This is a genomic window from Flavobacterium sp. (genome assembly GCF_044361065.1).
Lineage (GTDB): Bacteria > Bacteroidota > Bacteroidia > Flavobacteriales > Flavobacteriaceae > Flavobacterium.
In genome coordinates, this window is record NZ_JBIKJI010000027.1 from 1 (window position 1) to 18,510 (window position 18,510).

The 18,510-nt window shown below is 32.5% G+C and carries 20 protein-coding genes and 1 pseudogene; 14 read left to right on the forward strand and 7 right to left on the reverse strand.

What is annotated here, in order from left to right; genetic code table 11:
- The first annotated feature begins 49 nt into the window (after positions 1-49).
- The 14 genes from ACIQ11_RS03075 to ACIQ11_RS03140 all read left to right on the forward strand — a co-directional run bounded on the left by ACIQ11_RS03075 (position 50) and on the right by ACIQ11_RS03140 (position 12,942).
- A complete protein-coding gene (locus ACIQ11_RS03075) occupies positions 50-598 on the forward strand; it encodes an NADH-quinone oxidoreductase subunit B (protein WP_353077809.1) in 549 nt (182 codons plus the stop codon).
- Between the two features lie 2 nt (positions 599-600).
- Complete coding sequence (locus tag ACIQ11_RS03080) at positions 601-1,128, forward strand: NADH-quinone oxidoreductase subunit C (RefSeq protein WP_396152700.1); 528 nt, start codon at positions 601-603, stop codon at positions 1,126-1,128.
- 1 nt (position 1,129) lies between these two features.
- The gene (locus ACIQ11_RS03085; RefSeq protein WP_396152702.1) at positions 1,130-2,368 is read left to right on the forward strand and encodes an NADH-quinone oxidoreductase subunit D; all 1,239 of its coding nucleotides are present in this window, start codon (positions 1,130-1,132) and stop codon (positions 2,366-2,368) included.
- Positions 2,369-2,449: 81 nt separating this feature from the next.
- Positions 2,450-2,980 (forward strand): NADH-quinone oxidoreductase subunit NuoE, encoded by a 531-nt coding sequence (gene nuoE, locus ACIQ11_RS03090; RefSeq protein WP_396152704.1) that lies wholly within the window; start codon positions 2,450-2,452, stop codon positions 2,978-2,980.
- A 4-nt stretch (positions 2,981-2,984) separates the two neighbouring features.
- Positions 2,985-4,337: an NADH-quinone oxidoreductase subunit NuoF gene (gene nuoF, locus ACIQ11_RS03095; protein WP_396152706.1), complete on the forward strand. Its 1,353-nt coding sequence runs from the start codon at positions 2,985-2,987 to the stop codon at positions 4,335-4,337.
- An 18-nt stretch (positions 4,338-4,355) separates the two neighbouring features.
- Positions 4,356-4,622 carry a four helix bundle protein gene (locus tag ACIQ11_RS03100; RefSeq protein WP_396152708.1) on the forward strand — a complete coding sequence of 89 codons (267 nt, stop codon included), beginning with the start codon at positions 4,356-4,358 and terminating at the stop codon, positions 4,620-4,622.
- A gap of 186 nt (positions 4,623-4,808) precedes the next feature.
- Positions 4,809-5,828 carry a 2Fe-2S iron-sulfur cluster-binding protein gene (locus ACIQ11_RS03105; protein ID WP_396152710.1) on the forward strand — a complete coding sequence of 340 codons (1,020 nt, stop codon included), beginning with the start codon at positions 4,809-4,811 and terminating at the stop codon, positions 5,826-5,828.
- Positions 5,828-6,859, forward strand: a complete 1,032-nt coding sequence (gene nuoH, locus ACIQ11_RS03110) for an NADH-quinone oxidoreductase subunit NuoH (RefSeq protein WP_396152712.1) — start codon at positions 5,828-5,830, stop codon at positions 6,857-6,859. Before ACIQ11_RS03105 ends, nuoH begins: the two co-directional genes overlap by 1 nt.
- A 7-nt stretch (positions 6,860-6,866) precedes the next feature.
- Positions 6,867-7,412 (forward strand): NADH-quinone oxidoreductase subunit I, encoded by a 546-nt coding sequence (locus tag ACIQ11_RS03115; RefSeq protein WP_291241422.1) that lies wholly within the window; start codon positions 6,867-6,869, stop codon positions 7,410-7,412.
- 2 nt (positions 7,413-7,414) lie between these two features.
- Positions 7,415-7,918: an NADH-quinone oxidoreductase subunit J gene (locus ACIQ11_RS03120; protein WP_291241421.1), complete on the forward strand. Its 504-nt coding sequence runs from the start codon at positions 7,415-7,417 to the stop codon at positions 7,916-7,918.
- A complete protein-coding gene (nuoK, locus tag ACIQ11_RS03125; protein ID WP_291241457.1) occupies positions 7,918-8,238 on the forward strand; it encodes an NADH-quinone oxidoreductase subunit NuoK in 321 nt (106 codons plus the stop codon). Before ACIQ11_RS03120 ends, nuoK begins: the two co-directional genes overlap by 1 nt.
- 6 nt (positions 8,239-8,244) lie before the next feature.
- Positions 8,245-10,131: an NADH-quinone oxidoreductase subunit L gene (nuoL, locus tag ACIQ11_RS03130; protein ID WP_396152715.1), complete on the forward strand. Its 1,887-nt coding sequence runs from the start codon at positions 8,245-8,247 to the stop codon at positions 10,129-10,131.
- Positions 10,131-11,561, forward strand: coding sequence for a NuoM family protein (locus tag ACIQ11_RS03135; RefSeq protein ID WP_396152717.1), 1,431 nt, complete (start codon positions 10,131-10,133; stop codon positions 11,559-11,561). Before nuoL ends, ACIQ11_RS03135 begins: the two co-directional genes overlap by 1 nt.
- Positions 11,562-11,574: 13 nt before the next feature.
- A complete protein-coding gene (locus ACIQ11_RS03140; protein ID WP_396152719.1) occupies positions 11,575-12,942 on the forward strand; it encodes an NADH-quinone oxidoreductase subunit N in 1,368 nt (455 codons plus the stop codon).
- A 37-nt stretch (positions 12,943-12,979) separates the two neighbouring features.
- Here ACIQ11_RS03140 and ACIQ11_RS03145 read toward each other — a convergent pair whose 3' ends face one another.
- The 7 genes and pseudogenes from ACIQ11_RS03145 to ACIQ11_RS03175 form a co-directional block, all read right to left on the reverse strand.
- Positions 12,980-14,131 (reverse strand): beta-ketoacyl synthase N-terminal-like domain-containing protein, encoded by a 1,152-nt coding sequence (locus tag ACIQ11_RS03145; protein WP_396152721.1) that lies wholly within the window; start codon positions 14,129-14,131, stop codon positions 12,980-12,982.
- The gene (gene bioA / locus ACIQ11_RS03150) at positions 14,125-15,402 is read right to left on the reverse strand and encodes an adenosylmethionine--8-amino-7-oxononanoate transaminase (protein ID WP_396152723.1); all 1,278 of its coding nucleotides are present in this window, start codon (positions 15,400-15,402) and stop codon (positions 14,125-14,127) included. The genes ACIQ11_RS03145 and bioA overlap by 7 nt, the downstream gene beginning before the upstream one ends.
- Positions 15,403-15,491: 89 nt before the next feature.
- Entirely contained in the window at positions 15,492-16,115 is a 624-nt protein-coding gene (bioD, locus tag ACIQ11_RS03155; RefSeq protein ID WP_396152725.1) for a dethiobiotin synthase, read from the reverse strand.
- Positions 16,116-16,227: 112 nt separating this feature from the next.
- On the reverse strand, positions 16,228-16,635 hold the full coding sequence (locus ACIQ11_RS03160) for a DUF2007 domain-containing protein (RefSeq protein WP_353078967.1): 408 nt from the start codon (positions 16,633-16,635) through the stop codon (positions 16,228-16,230).
- A gap of 7 nt (positions 16,636-16,642) precedes the next feature.
- Positions 16,643-17,797, reverse strand: coding sequence for an aminotransferase class I/II-fold pyridoxal phosphate-dependent enzyme (locus ACIQ11_RS03165; protein WP_396152727.1), 1,155 nt, complete (start codon positions 17,795-17,797; stop codon positions 16,643-16,645).
- Between the two features lie 70 nt (positions 17,798-17,867).
- Positions 17,868-18,149 (reverse strand): F0F1 ATP synthase subunit epsilon, encoded by a 282-nt coding sequence (locus ACIQ11_RS03170; protein ID WP_353078964.1) that lies wholly within the window; start codon positions 18,147-18,149, stop codon positions 17,868-17,870.
- A gap of 74 nt (positions 18,150-18,223) precedes the next feature.
- A pseudogene (locus ACIQ11_RS03175) lies at positions 18,224-18,510 on the reverse strand (F0F1 ATP synthase subunit beta); the annotation flags it as partial.

The window sequence follows — 18,510 nt, forward strand, 5'->3', positions numbered from 1 at the left end:
TATGTAATTAAGAAGAAAGCATTAGTTTGGGAATAACAAATTAAAATGTATGGAAAAGAATAAAGTAAATATGGTTGATGCTCCAGAAGGACACGCTGGCGAAGGTTTCTTCGCAACGAAATTAGACCAAGTTGTTGGTTTGGCTCGTGCCAATTCATTATGGCCATTACCATTTGCTACTTCGTGTTGCGGTATCGAATTTATGGCTACAATGGCATCTCATTATGATTTGGCTCGTTTTGGATCAGAACGTGTAAGTTTTTCTCCACGTCAAGCAGATATGCTTTTAGTAATGGGGACGATTTCAAAAAAAATGGCGCCAATTTTACGTCAAGTATACGAACAAATGTCAGAGCCTCGTTGGGTTATAGCTGTTGGAGCTTGTGCTTCTTCAGGTGGAATTTTTGATACATATTCTGTCTTACAAGGTATTGATAAAGTAATTCCTGTAGACGTTTATGTCCCGGGTTGCCCTCCTCGTCCAGAACAAATAGTAGATGGCGTAATGCAACTACAAGAATTAGTAAAAAGTGAATCTCAAAGAAGAAGACATTCTGCAGAATATAAAGAATTGTTAGCTTCCTATAATATAGAATAATAATGGCTTTAGAATCAGTAGATATACAAAGTAAACTTCAAGAAACTTTTGGAGACCACGTAAAGTATTTTAGAACAGAATACGATATGTTTGTTTTGGAAGCCGATGTTGATGTTGTATACAACGTAATAAAATTCTTAAAAGAAGAACCTTCTTTAAACTTTAATTTTCTAACCGATCTTTGTGGTGTGCATTATCCAGATAGTGATGTAAACGAGCAATTTTGTGTGGTATATCATTTACATAATTGGTACGAAAACAAAAGAATACGAGTAAAAACATTTTTAAACGGATCAAATCCTGAAGTTAAATCGATTGTTTCATTATTTAATTGTGCCAATTGGATGGAACGCGAAACATTTGATTTCTATGGAATTATTTTTGAAGGCCATCCAAATTTAGTTCGAATTTTAAATATGGACGAAATGACTTCTTTCCCAATGAGAAAAGAATTTCCAATGGAAGATTCAGGAAGAACTGACAAAGACGACCGTTTCTTTGGTAGAACCATTAATAATTTATCAATTTAAGATGGGAAAAGTAACATTACCTGCAGATCATAGATATTATAAATACATCGAGGAGCGTCATAACGAAGACGGAAGCGAATTAGCTATCTTAAACTTAGGCCCTACTCACCCTGCCACTCACGGAATTTTTCAGAACATCTTATTAATGGATGGTGAACGAATTTTAGACGCAGAACCAACAATAGGTTACATTCATAGAGCATTTGAAAAAATTGCTGAAAATCGTCCGTTTTATCAAATTACGCCGCTAACAGATCGAATGAATTATTGTTCATCGCCAATTAACAATATGGCTTGGTGGATGACTTTAGAAAAATTATTAAATATCGAAGTTCCAAAACGTGCACAATATTTACGTGTTATTGTAATGGAATTAGCGCGTATTACAGACCATTTAATTTGTAACTCCATTTTAGGTGTAGATACAGGTGCATATACCGGATTCCTTTATGTATTTCAATTCCGTGAAAAAGTATATGAAATTTACGAAGAAATTTGCGGCGCGCGTTTAACTACAAATATGGGAAGAATTGGTGGTTTTGAAAGAGATTGGTCGCCAAGAGCTTTTGAATTATTAGATACCTTTTTAAAAGATTTCCCAGTAGCTTGGAAAGAATTTGAAGATTTATTTACAAGAAATAGAATTTTTATTGACCGAACAGTTAATGTTGGTGCAATAACTCCAGAAATGGCAATGGATTACGGATTTACAGGTCCGAATTTAAGAGCCGCTGGTGTAGATTATGACGTTCGTGTTGCACAACCGTATTCTTCATATGAAGATTTCGAATTTAATGTTCCTGTTGGAAAATCAGGTGATACGTACGACAGATTTTGTGTAAGAAACGCAGAAGTTTGGGAAAGTTTAAGCATTATTCGTCAAGCATTAGATAAAATGCCAGAGGGAAATGTATTCCACGCGGATGTTCCAGATTATTACCTTCCTCCAAAAGAAGACGTATACCATAATATGGAAGCCTTAATTTATCACTTTAAAATTGTAATGGGTGAAGTACCTGTTCCTGTTGCCGAAGTATACCAGCCTGTTGAAGGTGGTAATGGTGAGTTAGGTTTTTATTTAATTACAGATGGAAGTAGAACACCATATAGATTGCATTTCAGAAGACCAAGTTTTATATATTACCAGGCTTATCCTGAAATGATTAAAGGAGCAATGTTGTCAGATGCTATTGTAATCTTATCAAGTTTAAATGTAATTGCTGGCGAATTAGACGCATAATAAAATTATAAATGATGAATTTTAAATTATAAATTATTCCAAACATTTAAAATTTCTAATTCAAAATTTAAAATAAAAAAAATGGAAATATCAAATATCAAACAAGAGATACACATAACTGAAGCGTTAATGACTCGTATTAACGAACTAATCAGTCATTATCCTGCAGATAAAAAGAAATCAGCATTACTACCCGTTTTACATGAAGTACAAGATGCTCATGACAATTGGTTAAGTGTAGAATTGCAACAAAAAGTAGCTGAAATTTTGGAAATTCTTCCAATTGAAGTGTACGAAGTAGTAACTTTCTATACGATGTTTAACACAAAACCTGTGGCTAAATACATGTTCGAATTTTGTAGAACATCTTGTTGCGCTACTCGCGGTGTAGAGGATTTAATGGATTACGCTTGTTCTAAATTGGGCGTGAAAGAAGGAGAAATTACTTCAGACGGATTGTTTCAAGTAGTTGGTGTAGAATGTTTAGGCGCTTGTGGATATGCTCCAATGTTGCAATTAGGCGATTTTTATCACGAAAAACTATCAAAGGAATCCTTCGATACTTTAATTGAAGATTGCAAAGCAGAAAAAATAACTTTACACGATAAATAATATCATGGGAAGAAAAATATTATTAGACAAAATAAATATTCCAGGAATTAAAACCTATGATGTATACCGTGAAAATGGCGGTTATAAATCAGTGGAAAAAGCGTTAACCATGCAACCAGACGATATTACTGAAGAAGTAAAAGCTTCAGGACTTCGTGGTCGTGGTGGTGCAGGTTTCCCAGTAGGGATGAAATGGAGTTTTATCGATAAAAAATCAGGAAAACCACGTCATTTAGTTTGTAATGCAGACGAATCAGAACCAGGTACTTTTAAAGACCGTTTCTTAATGGAATATATTCCTCACCTATTAATTGAAGGAATGATTACTTCAAGTTTTGCACTTGGCGCTAATCTTTCATACATATATATTAGAGGAGAATATATGTGGGTGTACAAAATTTTAGAAAAAGCTATCAAAGAAGCTTATGCTGCAGGTTGGTTAGGTAAAAATATTAAAGGTTCTGGTTTCGATTTAGATTTATATGTTCACGTTGGTGCGGGAGCATATATTTGTGGAGAAGAAACAGCTTTAATCGAATCTTTAGAAGGCAAAAGAGGTAATCCTCGTATCAAACCACCATTTCCTGCAATTTCAGGATTATGGGCGAACCCAACTGTCGTAAATAATGTAGAATCTATTGCAGCTGTACCTTGGATTGTAATGAATTCTGGAGCTGAATATGCGAAAATTGGTTTAGAACGATCTACTGGGACCAAATTAATTTCTGCTTCTGGACATATTAAAAATCCAGGTGTGTACGAAATTGAAATGGGTATTACAGTAGAAGAATTTATGAATTCTGACGAATACTGTGGAGGTATGATTGATGACAGACCTTTAAAGGCTTTAGTTCCTGGAGGTTCTTCTGTGCCGATTTTACCAGCACATTTAATATACAAAACCGCTGCAGGAACAGACCGATTAATGACCTACGAATCCTTATCAGATGGAGGTTTCGCAACAGGTTCAATGTTAGGTTCTGGAGGTTTTATTGTTTATAATGATACGACTTGTATCGTAAGAAACACATGGAATTTCTCACGTTTCTATCACCATGAAAGTTGCGGACAATGTACGCCTTGTCGTGAAGGAACGGGTTGGTTAGAGAAAATATTATGGAGAATTGAAAATGGTCAAGGACGTGAAGAAGACATCGACTTACTTTGGAATATTCAATCAAAAATTGAAGGAAACACCATTTGCCCATTAGGCGATGCTGCTTCTTGGCCAGTAGCTGCTGCTATTCGTCACTTCAGAGAAGAATTTGAATACCATGTAAGATTCCCAGAAAAAATTAAAGATAGAAACCATTATGTGAACGAACCTTTTGTTAAGTCAAAAGTTGAAATGTTGTAAAGTCATAAAGTCAGCAGAATGGGAAAATTTAATTCATTTGAAGAAATTAATTCTTGGCAAAAAGCCAGAATATTTAACAAAAGAATTTATGAAATAACAGAAAATCAAAATTTTAAAAAAGATTTTGATTTGGTAAGACAAATAAGAAGAGCATCAATTTCAATATCATCTAATATAGCTGAAGGTTTTGAAAGAAATACAGATAAAGAATTTGTTTATTTTTTATATATAGCAAAAGCATCGGCAGGAGAAGTAAGATCTCAAATGTATTTACTTTTGATTTAAATTATATTACAAAAACCGAATTTGAAGAAATATTTACAGATATTTCAGATATTTCAAAATTAATTAGTGGATTTATTAAATATTTACAAAAGTAGTCTGAAATCGGAAAGTCCAAAGTTATAAAATCGAACACTTCGGTATAAAGACATTCGACATTCGACATTAAGACATTAAGACTAACAATACATGAAAGTAACCATAGACGGACAAAGCGTTGAAGTAGAACCAGGAACAACTATCCTGCAAGCTGCACGTATGATTGGAGGCGATTTAGTGCCGCCAGCCATGTGTTATTATTCGAAATTAAAAGGAAGCGGTGGAAAATGTCGTTGCTGTTTAGTCGAAGTGGCTAAAGGTAGTGAAGCTGATCCAAGACCTATGCCAAAATTAATGGCATCTTGTGTTACAGGATGTATGGATGGTATGGAAGTGAATAGTAAAAATTCAGACAGAGTAACAGAAGCCAGAAAATCTGTAACCGAGTTTTTATTAATTAATCACCCTTTAGATTGTCCTGTTTGTGACCAAGCCGGAGAATGTAATTTACAAGATTTAAGTTTCGAACACGGAAAATCAGAAACGCGTTTCATTGAAGAAAAAAGAACTTTTGAACCAGAAAATATTGGCGATAAAATTCAATTACACATGAACCGTTGTATCTTGTGTCAACGTTGTACGACTTTAGCTGACCAATTAACAGATAAAAGAGTTCATGGTGTTTTAAATCGTGGAGACCATGCACAAATTTCAACTTGTGTTTCTGCTGCGATTGATAATGAATTTTCTGGGAATATGATTGATGTTTGTCCAGTTGGAGCATTAACAGACAAAACATTCCGTTTCAAAAGCAGAGTATGGTTTAATAAACCTTTTGATGCACACAGAGAATGTACAACTTGTTGTGGAAAAACAACTGTTTGGATGTTCGGAAACGAAATTCAAAGAATTACGGGTAGAAAAGACCAATATGGTGAAGTAGAAGAATTTATTTGTAACACTTGTCGTTTCGATAAAAAAGAAGTGTCAGACTGGACAATTGAAGGTCCGAAAAAATTTGCAAAAGATTCTGTAATCAACCAAAACAATTATACTCGTACTTTGGAAAAAGTAAATATAGATACAGAAAAAAACATATTATTAGGTCGCGATGAAGATCGTGTTAAAATTAGTATGTCAGGTGTTCCATTAAAAAATACAAATAACTAATGGATAGTGCATTTATTATAGAAAAAAGCGTCATCATAGTTGTAGTTTTTGCATTAACTATGCTTATGGCAATGTATTCTACTTGGGCAGAACGTAAAGTTGCTGCGTTTTTACAAGACCGTGTTGGACCAAATCGTGCAGGATGGGGTGGACTTTTACAACCACTTGCCGATGGAGCCAAATTATTTACTAAAGAAGAATTTTTCCCAAATACACCAAATAGATTTTTATTTATTTTAGGTCCAGCTATTGCCATGAGTACCGCATTAATTACAAGTGCAGTAATTCCATGGGGAGATAAAATTCACGTTTTCGGAAGAGATGTTTTACTTCAAGCTACAGATATTGATGTATCAATTTTGTATGTTTTTGGCGTATTATCAATCGGAGTTTACGGAATTATGATAGGTGCTTGGGCATCAAACAACAAATATTCATTAATGTCAGCCGTTCGTGCTTCTTCACAAATGATTTCTTATGAAGTGGCGATGGGATTGGCCATGATTTCCATTTTAATGATGTCGGGTTCTTTATCTTTAAAAGATATTACTGTAATGCAAGCCAATGACGGATGGAATATCTTCTATCAACCATTAGCATTTTTGATTTTCTTAATCTGTTCGTTTGCAGAAACCAACAGAACACCATTCGATTTAGCAGAATGTGAATCAGAATTAATTGGTGGTTATCATACCGAATATTCATCAATGAAAATGGGCTTCTATTTATTTGCTGAATATGCAAATATGTTTATTTCCTCAACTATTTTAGCTGTGGTGTTTTTAGGAGGTTACCATTTTCCAGGAATGGCTTGGGTAAATGAAAATTGGGGAATAAATATTGGTGCGTTATTAGGATTTTTAACTTTATTCGCAAAAATATGTTTCTTCATCTTTTTCTATATGTGGGTAAGATGGACGATTCCACGTTTCAGATACGATCAATTGATGCATTTGGGTTGGAAAATATTAATACCATTAGCGGTTATTAATATTATTATTACAGGAATTGTAATGGTTTTATTTAATTAGTAAGAAAATGTCAATACAACAAATATCATTATCAGGAAGAAAAATGGAAGTTTCCAATAAGGAAATGACATTCTTAGAACGAATTTACGTTTGGACAATTCTGAAAGGATTATGGACTACTCTTAAACATTTGTTTAGAAGAAAAGTAACCATAAAATATCCTGAAGAAGTTCGCGAAATGAGTCCAGTTGCTCGTTTACAACATATGTTAATGCGTGACGAAGAAGGAAAAGAAAGATGTACCGCTTGCGGATTATGTGCTTTATCTTGTCCTGCTGAAGCCATCACAATGAAAGCTGCAGAAAGAAAAGCAGATGAAAAACATTTGTACAGAGAAGAAAAATACGCTGAAATTTATGAAATAAATATGTTGCGTTGTATTTTCTGTGGATTATGTGAAGAAGCGTGTCCTAAAGAAGCTATTTACTTAACAAAATCTAAGAAAATTGTAAATTCTGGTTACGAAAGAGAAGATTTTATCTACGGAAAAGATAAACTTGTGATGCCTTTAGATATGGCAATTAAAAACACGCAAACTAATACCGTAAATTAATTATGATAGAAATTGTTTTTTATATATTATCAGCCATAACATTAGGAACTGCATTTTTAACTGTTTTCAGCAAGAACGCAATTCATAGTGCTATTTATTTAGTAATATGTTTTTTCTCATTAGCAGGACATTACTTACTATTTAATGCGCAATTTTTGGCTATCGTACATATTATAGTGTATGCAGGAGCTATTATGGTATTATTGTTATTTACCTTAATGCTTATGAATTTAGACAAAGAAGACGAAACATCTAAACCACTTTATGCAAAACTTGCAGCCGTTTTTTCAGCTGGAATTTTAGGATTGGTTTTAATTGCAGCGCTTCGTAAAGCACAACCAGAAAATATAGAATATGTAAATTCTGGTGTAGACTATCAATCCATAAAAGTACTAGGAAAAGTATTATTAAATGAGTACCAAGTTCCTTTCGAATTTGCTTCTGTTTTACTTTTAGTATCTATGATTGGTGCCGTATTAATTTCTAAAAAAGAAGAAAAAATTTAATTATGAACATATTAGAACACGTTGGTATTGGAAACTACATTACACTTTCAGCATTGCTGTTTTGTATTGGTGCGTTTGGACTTCTATACAGAAGAAATGCCATAATCATGTTTATGTCAATTGAAATTATGTTAAATGCTGTCAACTTACTTTTGGTTGCGTTTTCTTCGTATCATGAAGATCCATCAGGGCAAGTTTTTGTATTTTTCACTATGGCAGTCGCTGCAGCTGAAGTAGCTGTTGGATTGGCTATTCTTGTTTCGGTATTTAGAAATATTGGAAATATTGACATCGATAATTTAAAAAATCTAAAAGGATAATTCTAAATGAATACTACAATATTACTCTTATTATTTACGCCGTTAGTTGGTTTTTTAATCAACACATTTTTCGGTAAATCATTAGGAAAAACAATTTCTGGTGCAATAGGAACAACAGCAATTGTTGTGTCTTTTTTATGTGCGATTTCATTATTTTTTCAAATTAATACCGATGGAAAAGCCATAACTTTTCATTTGGCAGATTGGTTTTCAATTGGAAACATTAAAATAAATTTTTCTTTCTTATTAGATCAATTATCTGTTTTATGGTTGTTGTTTGTAACAGGAATTGGGGCTTTGATTCATCTATACTCGATTAGTTACATGCATGAAGATGAAAATATGCACAAATTTTTCTCCTATTTAAATTTGTTTGTATTCTTTATGATTGCTTTAGTAGCTGGAAGTAACTTACTAATTATGTTCATTGGTTGGGAAGGCGTAGGTTTATGTTCATACTTACTAATCGGATTTTGGTATAAAAACCAAGATTATAATGATGCTGCGAAAAAAGCATTTATTATGAACCGTATTGGAGATTTAGGTTTCCTAATTGGAATTTTTATTTTAGGTTTCCATTTTCAAACTTTAGAATTTTTAGAAATAAAAGCCTTATTAGGAAAAGATTTAATCACTCCTAGCCTTTTATCAATAGCAGCTTTATGTTTATTTATTGGAGCTTGTGGTAAATCAGCACAATTACCTTTAGCTACGTGGTTACCAGATGCAATGGCTGGACCAACACCGGTTTCTGCATTAATTCACGCAGCAACAATGGTAACAGCAGGTATTTTTATGATTACCAGAATGAATTTCTTATTCGATTTAACACCAGAAATTCAAAACGTAATTGCAATCGTTGGTGCAATCACTGCAATTGTAGCAGCATCAATTGGTTTGGTACAAAACGATATTAAAAAAGTTTTAGCGTATTCAACAGTATCCCAATTGGGTTTAATGTTTTTAGCATTAGGATTAGGCGCTTATGAAGTAGCCGTATTCCACGTAATTACTCACGCTTTCTTTAAAGCTTGTTTATTCTTAGGTTCAGGTTCTGTAATTCACGCGTTACACGGAGAACAAGATATGAGAAATATGGGTGGTTTAAGAAAAGTAATGCCAATTACTTTTTGGACAATGATGATATCAACTTTAGCTATTTCAGGTATTTTTCCCTTCTCTGGATTTTGGTCTAAAGACGAAATTTTAATGACGGCTTTTCACAGTAACATTCCATTATGGGTTGTTGGTTCGATTGCTTCTATTATGACTGCATTTTATATGTTCCGTTTGATGTATTTAACTTTCTTTAACGACTTTAGAGGAACTGAGGAACAAAAACATCATTTACACGAAAGCCCAGCATTAATTACTATTCCATTAATCATTTTGGCAACATTGGCTGCTATCGGTGGAGCCATCAGCTTACCAGGAAACAGTTGGTTAAATCATTATTTAGCGCCGTTATTCGCACACAAATCACACGAGGCACATACATTAGGAACAACGGAATATACGTTAATGGCGGTAGCAACTATTGGAGCTTTATTAGGAATTGCAATAGCTTATTCTAAATATTTAAAGAAAAAAGAAATTCCAGTCGCTGATTCAGAAGTTCAAGGGTTACACAAAGTTTTATCGAACAAATATTATTTAGATGAAATTTATATGGCAACAATTGTGAAACCAATCTATATGATTTCCAATTTTGCTAAAAAATATGTGGAGAAATTTATTTCACAAGCAGTTATTGGTTTAGGTGGTGCTACATATGCATTATCTATTAAAGGGAAGAAAATTCAAAATGGTAATATTGGGGTGTATTTATTTGCATTCATTTTCGGAATGGTTGGGTTTTTAGTTTATGTATTTATAATTCGAGATGTAAAATAATGGATAGTAGTATCGTTTTAATTGTATTATTAGTTGGCGCAATTGTCACCTATTTATCAGGAAACAAGTTCGCACCTAAAATAGCTTTAGTTTCAAGCATTGCTGCTTTCGGAGTGACTCTATTAAATTTAAATGCTTATCAAGCAGGTGAAAATTTAGATGTAAATGTACCTTGGATTACTCAACTCAACATAAACTTCGCCTTACACGTTGATGGTTTATCTTTAGTGATGTTATTGTTAACCACCGGATTATTACCCTTAATTATTTTATCTGGATTCATCACAAAATTTGAAAATTCAAGATCTATTTATGCATTAATGCTATTTATGGGTTTTGCTATGGCAGGAACGTTTTTAGCATCAGATGGAATTTTATATTACATCTTTTGGGAAATTGCATTAATTCCTATTTATTTTATTGCCTTAAATTGGGGTAATGGAGATTTGGAAGAACGTAAAAAAGCCATTTTAAAATTCTTTATTTATACGTTTGCAGGATCCTTATTTATGCTTTTAGCTTTCATTTATTTGTATACAAAGGGTGGTAGTTTTGACATCAATAAACTATATGCGTTACAACTAACAACTTCAGAAAAAACATATATTTTCGTTGCTTTCTTTTTAGCCTATGCCATTAAAATTCCATTGATTCCATTTCATACTTGGCAAGCCAACACGTATAGCAAAGCGCCTGCTGTTGGTACGATGTTATTGTCTGGAATTATGTTGAAAATGGGATTATATAGTGTGCTAAGATGGCAATTGCCATTAACAGATGAAGTAGCAAAAGCACACATTCCATATATTGTTGCATTGTCAATTGCTGGAATCATTTATGGTGCGATTGTAACATTAAAACAAAAAGACATTAAGAAATTTTTAGCCTATTCGTCTTTATCACACGTTGGTTTAATTGCTGCTGGTTTATATTCTTTAACTTTTGAAGGATTCCAAGGTGCGGTTTTACAAATGCTTTCTCACGGAATTGTAATTGTTGGATTATTTTATGTTGTAGAATTAATTTACAGCAGATACAATACCTACGAAATTAAAGAAATGGGCGGAATCAGAATTCAAGACACTTATTTCGCATCATTATTTATGATTATAATGTTAGCATCTGTTGCGTTACCAACGACTTTTAATTTTATTGGCGAATTTAATTTACTTTACAGTTTATTTAAAGTAAATATCTGGTATGCTGTGGTTGCAGGTACAACAATTATTTTAGGCGCATTTTATATGTTACGAATGTTTCAAAAAGTAATGCTTGGATCAGAAACAAAATCATTTAAAAAAATAACAAAACAAGAAAGCATTGTATTAGTAATTATAGTAGGTTTAACAATTTTCTTCGGATTATTTCCACAACCAATTATCGATTTAATTACGCCAAGTTTACAATCAATTTTAACTCAAATTAAATAATAATCATCATAAAATGACTACATTAATTGCTATAATAGGAATCGGAATATTTTGTTTATTAGCAGAAATAATGAATCTAAAAAAGATTATTATTCCTGTGTCAATAATCGCTTTAATGGGATTATTTGGTGTAAACTTAATTGATGAATTACCTGAAATCTCAGGTTACGAATCAATGATAATTTCAGATAAATTTGCAAAAGCATTTTCAAGTTTATTTATATTATTAACGGCTTTGCTCATTTTAATGAGTGCGCCGAGCTACAAAAACAGTTCAAAATTATCAGATTTTATTTCGATAAAAATATTTATGCTTTCTGGCGCAGTAGCAATGGTAAGTTTTAGCAATTTAGCTATGTTTTTCTTAGGAATTGAAGTACTATCTATTGGATTATATGTATTAGCAGGAAGTGATAGATTAAACATAAAAAGTAATGAAGCCGGTATGAAATACTTTTTAATGGGTTCTTTTGCTTCAGGTATTTTATTATTTGGAATTACGATGTTATACGGTGCAACTGGTACTTTTGATATCGGAACATTATACGAAGCATCAATCTCAGCAAGTACTGAATTTTGGTTTTACATTGGGGTGATTTTAATTACAATTGGAATGCTGTTTAAAGTAGCCGCTACACCAATGCATTTCTGGGCTCCAGATGTATATGAAGGCGCTCCAACTCAAGTAACGGCAATAATGAGTACGTTAGCTAAAGTTGCAGCTATGGCTTCCTTCTTTAAGTTAATTACAATATTAAACAGCCAAATGCTTTACAGTTATACACAAGTAATTGTTGTGGTGGTAATTGCAACTATGTTATTTGGTAACGTAATGGCACTTCGTCAGAAAAAAATAAAAAGAGTTATTGCTTATTCAGGTATTTCACATACTGGATTTATGCTTTTAACTTTATTAAACATAAATGCCGCAGAAAACAATTTATTATTTTACGCCGCATCTTATGCAATAGCTGGATTAGCCGCATTTTCAGTAATTTTATTTGTTACTAAAAATGAAGATAACGATCAAATAGAAAACTTTAATGGATTAGGTAAAAAACATCCATTAATGGCTTTTATTATTACCATTGCTTTATTATCAATGGCTGGAATCCCAATTTTAGCAGGATTTTTTGCTAAATTTTTCTTACTAAATCAAATTATCACAAGCGGTTTTATTGGATTGGCAATTGTCGCTATAATTAATTCGATGATTGCAGTTTACTATTATTTTAAAATAGTAATTGCTATGTATACAAAAGAACCTACATATGGTAAAGAATACGCCAATCATTCAGAATATTATATAGTTGGAATAGTAGCTACAGTATTATTAATTCTGATAGGAATTTTCCCAGATTCGATACTGAATTTAATATAAGAAATAAAAGAGTCCAAATTTACATTTGGACTTTTTTTTACAACTCAATCAAAACAGAAACAGCATTTCCGCCAAATCCAACGGCATTTACCAATATTCTATTCAATTTCTTAGTCGTGTTTTGATTTTTATAAAAGGGCGTTTCAATAAAATATTGGTTTTGAAGCATCAATATGGCCAATTCAATACTTAATAATCCAGACGCAGCAAACGTATGTCCTACTTTCCATTTATTTGATGTTAACAAAGGTAATTTGTTACCAAACACTTTTTTTATGGCTTCAAATTCCGTTTTATCACCCTGAATAGTTCCTGGCGCGTGCATTACTATCGCATCTATATCATTAACAGTATAGCTTCCAATAGCCATTTTCATCGATTTCTGAAAACATTTCGCTTCAGTTGAAATAGATGTACTACTTGATAAAATTTCTGTAGCAAAGCCAATTCCTGTAATTTTAGCAATTGCATTTTCTGAAGAAAGTGATAACGATAAACAAGCCGCCGCTTCACCCAAAACCATTGTATTAGATGTTTTTTCAAAATCCAAACATTTATTCGCTAAAGCATTATCTTCATTAGAATACACTTTTAAGGCCGTCATTTGACTTAACGTAAATGGTGTTAAAGGTGCTTCACTTGCTCCCACTAAAAACTGATTTGACATTCCCGATTGCAACCAAGCAATTCCGTTTAATATAGCGTGCAAACCTGTGGAACAAGTAATAGAATGAGATATTTCTGGACCATTAGTTTGTAAATCGTGCGACACCCAACTCGAAATATTTCCTAAAGTTGTAGCTGGTGATGTAAACGTAGAAACTACGCCATTAGTTATAAAATCGGTATGATGCTTTTCAAATAATGTGGTAGCCCCTCGAGAAGAACCAAAATTAATTCCAATATTTTTATTCGAAAAATTACTGTTTTCAAAGCATTTTCTGGCAACCAAAATCGCCATAACTACCGATTTATCCAAATGTTTGTATTTGGAATCTGAATTTGTAATAGTATTTAAAAAAGTAATTTCTTTATCTGAAAATTTAGAAACCCAATATTCTTTTTTATTGGCTGTCAACTTTTGAAACAACGAATTTTTATGCAAATAATTATCCCAAATTTCGGCAGATGTAATTCCTAATGCAGATATAGAAGCAATTGAATGTATATAAAAGGGTTGTTTTAACATTGAATTTCGTTTAAAGCTTGTTCGATAGTAGTATAAATTTGTTGCAAACTTCCTTCTGAAATAATGTAAGAAGGTAAAATATAAATCACATTACCAACTGGTCGCAAAATGATACCTTTATCTATAAAAAAATTATAAAATTGGTTACGCAAATTACTATAATAGTCTTGTTTTTCGGAAACTTGAACTTCTAAAGCAAAAATAACTCCTAAAACACGAGTCGATTTTACTTTAGTATGCTTAGAAATATATTTTTCAAACTCAAGATGCGAAGCGTTAATCCTATTGATGTTATCAAAAGTTTCAGGTTTTTCTAATAAAGAAATACTTGCCAATGCTGCAGCACAACCTGTTGGATTTGCGGTAAATGTGTGTCCGTGTAATAACGCTTGATTCACGTTATCGCTCACAAAACCATCAAAAATTTCTTGTGAAAAAGTCGTAATCGCCATTGGAATTGTGCCTCCCGTAAGTGCTTTACTCAAACACATCATATCGGGTTGGTTTTTCAAATAATCACAAGCAAACAGTTTTCCTGTTTTTCCAAAACCTGTCATCACTTCATCTGCAATGGTGAAAACATCATTATTCTTACAAATTGAAAGCAACTTGTCTAATTCAGCAGCTTCGTACATTACCATTCCAGCAGCACCTAAAACCAAAGGTTCGAAAATAAAAGCAGCGACTTCATTTTCAGAAATTGCTTTTTCTAATGCTAATTTTGAAATTTCTTCATTGCCTTTTGTAGGAACCGGAATTCGAACTACATTAATTAATGCATCTTGAAACGCTTCTGTAAACAAGCCAATACCACTTACAGCCATTGCTCCAAAAGTATCTCCGTGAAAGGCATCTTCAAAAGCAATAATGGTGTTTTTTTTAATTCCTTTGTTATAATGATATTGAAAAGACGCTTTTATAGCTACTTCCACAGCCGTAGAACCGTTATCAGAATAAAAGAACTTTCTTTGATTGGAAGGTAAGATCTCAACTAATTTCTCAGCTAATTCTACCACAACATTATGGGTAAAACCGCCAAACAAAACGTGTTCTAAAGTCGTAAGTTGTTTGTAAATGGCATCTGCAATAAACGTATTACTATGCCCGAAGGGATTCACCCACCAAGACGCAATTGCATCAATATATTGTTTCCCGTTTTCATCCCATAAAAATTCGTCTTTCCCTTTTACTATAGCAGGAAAATGCGAATTTATTTTATGTTGTGTATACGGATGCCAGTTATATAAACTATCTTTTTCTGAAAGTGTCATTTTTTTTAGAATATAGAAAATAGAGCATAGAAAAAAGATACTCGTAAATTCTAAAATTATAGTACAAAGATAAAGGCTATTTCTATAATCTATTCTATTTTTTGAAGATTTTCTCGAAACAAATCCGCGTAATATTTAATTAAATTTTGGTCGAAATACGGTTCGTTATCAATTCTTCCAATCATAGGAACTTTTGTTTTTTCTAAAATGATGCTTTCTGTAGCTTTATTTTCATCACCAGAAAAAATAATTCCTGCCACATTTAACTTTCTTGCTTTTAGAATTTCAATTGTCATTAAGGTATGGTTGATACTTCCTAAATAATGACGAGAAACCACAATTACTTTGTAATCAGGTTGAATAATATCAATAACACAATCTGAGCTATTTAATGGAACTAAAATTCCACCTGCGCCTTCAACTACCAAATGAGCTTTGTCGAAGGATGGCTCCTTAATTTGTTTTAAATCTATTGTGATTCCATCTATTTCAGCAGCATAATGCGGACTTGCAGGTGTCTGTAAAGCATACGCGTTTTTATGAAAAGTTGTAGTTGTATTTGATACATATTTTTCTACTTTACTTGTATCCGAATTATCTAAATCGCCCGCTTGTATGGGTTTCCAATAATCGGCTTCTAAGGCTTCTACAATAATAGATGAGGCAATTGTTTTGCCTACATCTGTACCAATTCCTGTTATAAATAGTTTCATATTTTTGAGTTGTTTCGCAGAGATTCACAAAGTGTCCGCTGAGCTACACAAAAATACAAATAAAAACTTTGTGAAACTTTGTAGAATTTAGCGAATCTTTGTGGAATTTTTTTTAAAATTCAAAGTTACAGCTTTCGCACTTATATTTTTGTTTCGAAAATAATGGCATTGATAACGTAAGTAAACCATAAATGAAAGCAAAAAAAGATTTAAAATCTTTAATTGTGGTAACCATAGTGATTTTTTGAGAACCACAACTCGGGCATAATAATAATTCGCCTTTATCATCAACAGAATATTCTGGAATGGAATTTAAAATTTCTTTGGCTTTTATGGCATTTTCTGATTGTACAAATAATTTAACACCGCCTAAAGCATTGCTCAACAAAGGATCTGTATTAATTGTGTTTTCATTTTGCAGAAAAACCTCAATCCCTTCGGATTCTAATTTTCCTTTAAACAAATACGCTTCAGAGGAATATTGATAATTAGCAATTTGACAAAACTTAGCATTTTCCATAAGTAATTTATAAATTAAAGACCAAAGTATTCAATTCTGTCAAGACATTTTTCATTTCTAATTCTGTAGTATATGAATGTAAACAAAATCGAAGTCTTTCTTGACCTTCTGGAACGGTAGGAGACAAAATTGCTTTTACTTCAAATCCTTTTTCTTGTAATTTAGTTGCGATATTTTTTACTTTATCATTTCCAGGAAGTATAGCTGAATGAATGGCTGATTTACTATAAACAAACAAGGGTTTTATCCCTAAAAGCTGCTTTTGCTGATTGAAAAAAGTAATATTTTCTTTTAATTTTTGAAGTTCATCCGACTGAAGCAAATTTTGATACGAAATTAAAATTGTAGCTACCGAATGAGGCGAAAGTCCGGTTGTATAAATAAAACTTCTGGCAAAATTGACTAAATATTCTTTTAATTCAGAACTTCCTAAAATAGCCGCACCGTGACAGCCTAAACCTTTTCCAAACGTCATAATTCTGGCAAATACTTTATTTTGAAGTTGTTGCGATTGAATTACGCCTTCGCCTTTTTCTCCAAACACTCCCAACGCGTGCGCTTCATCAACTACTAAAAGTGCCTTAAATTTTTCTGAAAGTTGCACTAATGTTTCTATATTAGGCGAATCGCCATCCATTGAAAAAACGGATTCTGTAACGATATAAATTGTTTGGAATTCGGAATTTGGCGTTTGAATTTTGGAAATTTTTGCTTCTAAATCTTCGTAATCATTATGTTGGAATTTATACGATTTGGCGTGACTCATTTGAATGCCATCACGAATGGAAGCGTGACATAACTCGTCGTATAAAATAACATCATTTCTTTGCGGCACAGCACTAAAAAAACCAACATTAGCATCGTAACCCGAATTAAAAATTAAAGCTGCTTCAGATTGATGAAAAGCTGCAATATATTTTTCCGTAATGTCATACAAATTATGATTTCCTGAAATTAATCGGGAACCTGTTGCACCGTTAATTTTGATAGTATTATCAACTAAATATTGGTGTGTAACATCAAATATTTGTTCATTTTTAGCAAAACCTAAATAATCGTTAGATGAAAAATCGATTCCACTTGTAGGCACAGGTAATTTTCGTAAAGCATTTGCTTCTTTTCGAAAGTGTAATTTTTGCTGAAGTGCTTTTGGAATTTTCATATATGTAAAAATAAAAAAAATCCCGATAAGAAAACACTTATCGGGATTGTTATTTTAATAAATAACGGATTTAGTCTGCTAAAACAATTACTTTATTGTTGTTCATCTCTATAGTACCAGATTGAATCGCTAACCAATACGTTTGATCATTTACTTTTGTAAATTTTGCTTCGTTGTTTTTATCAATATTAAAACTTGCTGCACTAATTTTTACATTTCCTTTTTGTAAAATGGAAACTACCGCCGCGTGATTGTTTAACATTTGAAATTCGCCATTAATTCCTGGAACAGAAACAGATGTTACTTCTCCTGAAAATAAAGTGGCTTCTGGTGATACTATTTCTAAAATCATACTTTTATAATTGATAATTAATAATTGACAATGGATAATTAATTGTCAACTATCAATTGATAATTGTCCATTGACTATGCTTCTGCTAATAATTTTTCTCCAGCTTCGATAGCTTCTTGGATACTTCCTTTAAGGTTAAATGCTGATTCTGGTAAACGGTCTAATTCACCATCCATAATCATATTAAATCCTTTGATTGTATCTTTGATATCTACTAAAACACCTGGAATTCCTGTAAACTGTTCTGCTACGTGGAAAGGTTGAGATAAGAAACGTTGTACTTTACGAGCACGAGATACGACTAATTTATCTTCTTCAGATAATTCTTCCATACCTAAAATCGCGATAATATCTTGTAATT

Excerpts from the sequence above, each read along its gene's own strand:
- ACIQ11_RS03075 (WP_353077809.1), top strand. The coding sequence starts at position 50 with ATGGAAAAGAATAAAGTAAATATGGTTGATGCTCCAGAAGGACACGCT.
- ACIQ11_RS03080 (WP_396152700.1), top strand. The coding sequence starts at position 601 with ATGGCTTTAGAATCAGTAGATATACAAAGTAAACTTCAAGAAACTTTT.
- ACIQ11_RS03085 (WP_396152702.1), top strand. The coding sequence starts at position 1,130 with ATGGGAAAAGTAACATTACCTGCAGATCATAGATATTATAAATACATC.
- nuoE (WP_396152704.1), top strand. The coding sequence starts at position 2,450 with ATGGAAATATCAAATATCAAACAAGAGATACACATAACTGAAGCGTTA.
- nuoF (WP_396152706.1), top strand. The coding sequence starts at position 2,985 with ATGGGAAGAAAAATATTATTAGACAAAATAAATATTCCAGGAATTAAA.
- ACIQ11_RS03100 (WP_396152708.1), top strand. The coding sequence starts at position 4,356 with ATGGGAAAATTTAATTCATTTGAAGAAATTAATTCTTGGCAAAAAGCC.
- ACIQ11_RS03105 (WP_396152710.1), top strand. The coding sequence starts at position 4,809 with ATGAAAGTAACCATAGACGGACAAAGCGTTGAAGTAGAACCAGGAACA.
- nuoH (WP_396152712.1), top strand. The coding sequence starts at position 5,828 with ATGGATAGTGCATTTATTATAGAAAAAAGCGTCATCATAGTTGTAGTT.
- ACIQ11_RS03115 (WP_291241422.1), top strand. The coding sequence starts at position 6,867 with ATGTCAATACAACAAATATCATTATCAGGAAGAAAAATGGAAGTTTCC.
- ACIQ11_RS03120 (WP_291241421.1), top strand. The coding sequence starts at position 7,415 with ATGATAGAAATTGTTTTTTATATATTATCAGCCATAACATTAGGAACT.
- nuoL (WP_396152715.1), top strand. The coding sequence starts at position 8,245 with ATGAATACTACAATATTACTCTTATTATTTACGCCGTTAGTTGGTTTT.
- ACIQ11_RS03135 (WP_396152717.1), top strand. The coding sequence starts at position 10,131 with ATGGATAGTAGTATCGTTTTAATTGTATTATTAGTTGGCGCAATTGTC.
- ACIQ11_RS03140 (WP_396152719.1), top strand. The coding sequence starts at position 11,575 with ATGACTACATTAATTGCTATAATAGGAATCGGAATATTTTGTTTATTA.
- ACIQ11_RS03145 (WP_396152721.1), bottom strand. The coding sequence starts at position 14,131 with ATGTTAAAACAACCCTTTTATATACATTCAATTGCTTCTATATCTGCA.
- bioA (WP_396152723.1), bottom strand. The coding sequence starts at position 15,402 with ATGACACTTTCAGAAAAAGATAGTTTATATAACTGGCATCCGTATACA.
- bioD (WP_396152725.1), bottom strand. The coding sequence starts at position 16,115 with ATGAAACTATTTATAACAGGAATTGGTACAGATGTAGGCAAAACAATT.
- ACIQ11_RS03160 (WP_353078967.1), bottom strand. The coding sequence starts at position 16,635 with ATGGAAAATGCTAAGTTTTGTCAAATTGCTAATTATCAATATTCCTCT.
- ACIQ11_RS03165 (WP_396152727.1), bottom strand. The coding sequence starts at position 17,797 with ATGAAAATTCCAAAAGCACTTCAGCAAAAATTACACTTTCGAAAAGAA.
- ACIQ11_RS03170 (WP_353078964.1), bottom strand. The coding sequence starts at position 18,149 with ATGATTTTAGAAATAGTATCACCAGAAGCCACTTTATTTTCAGGAGAA.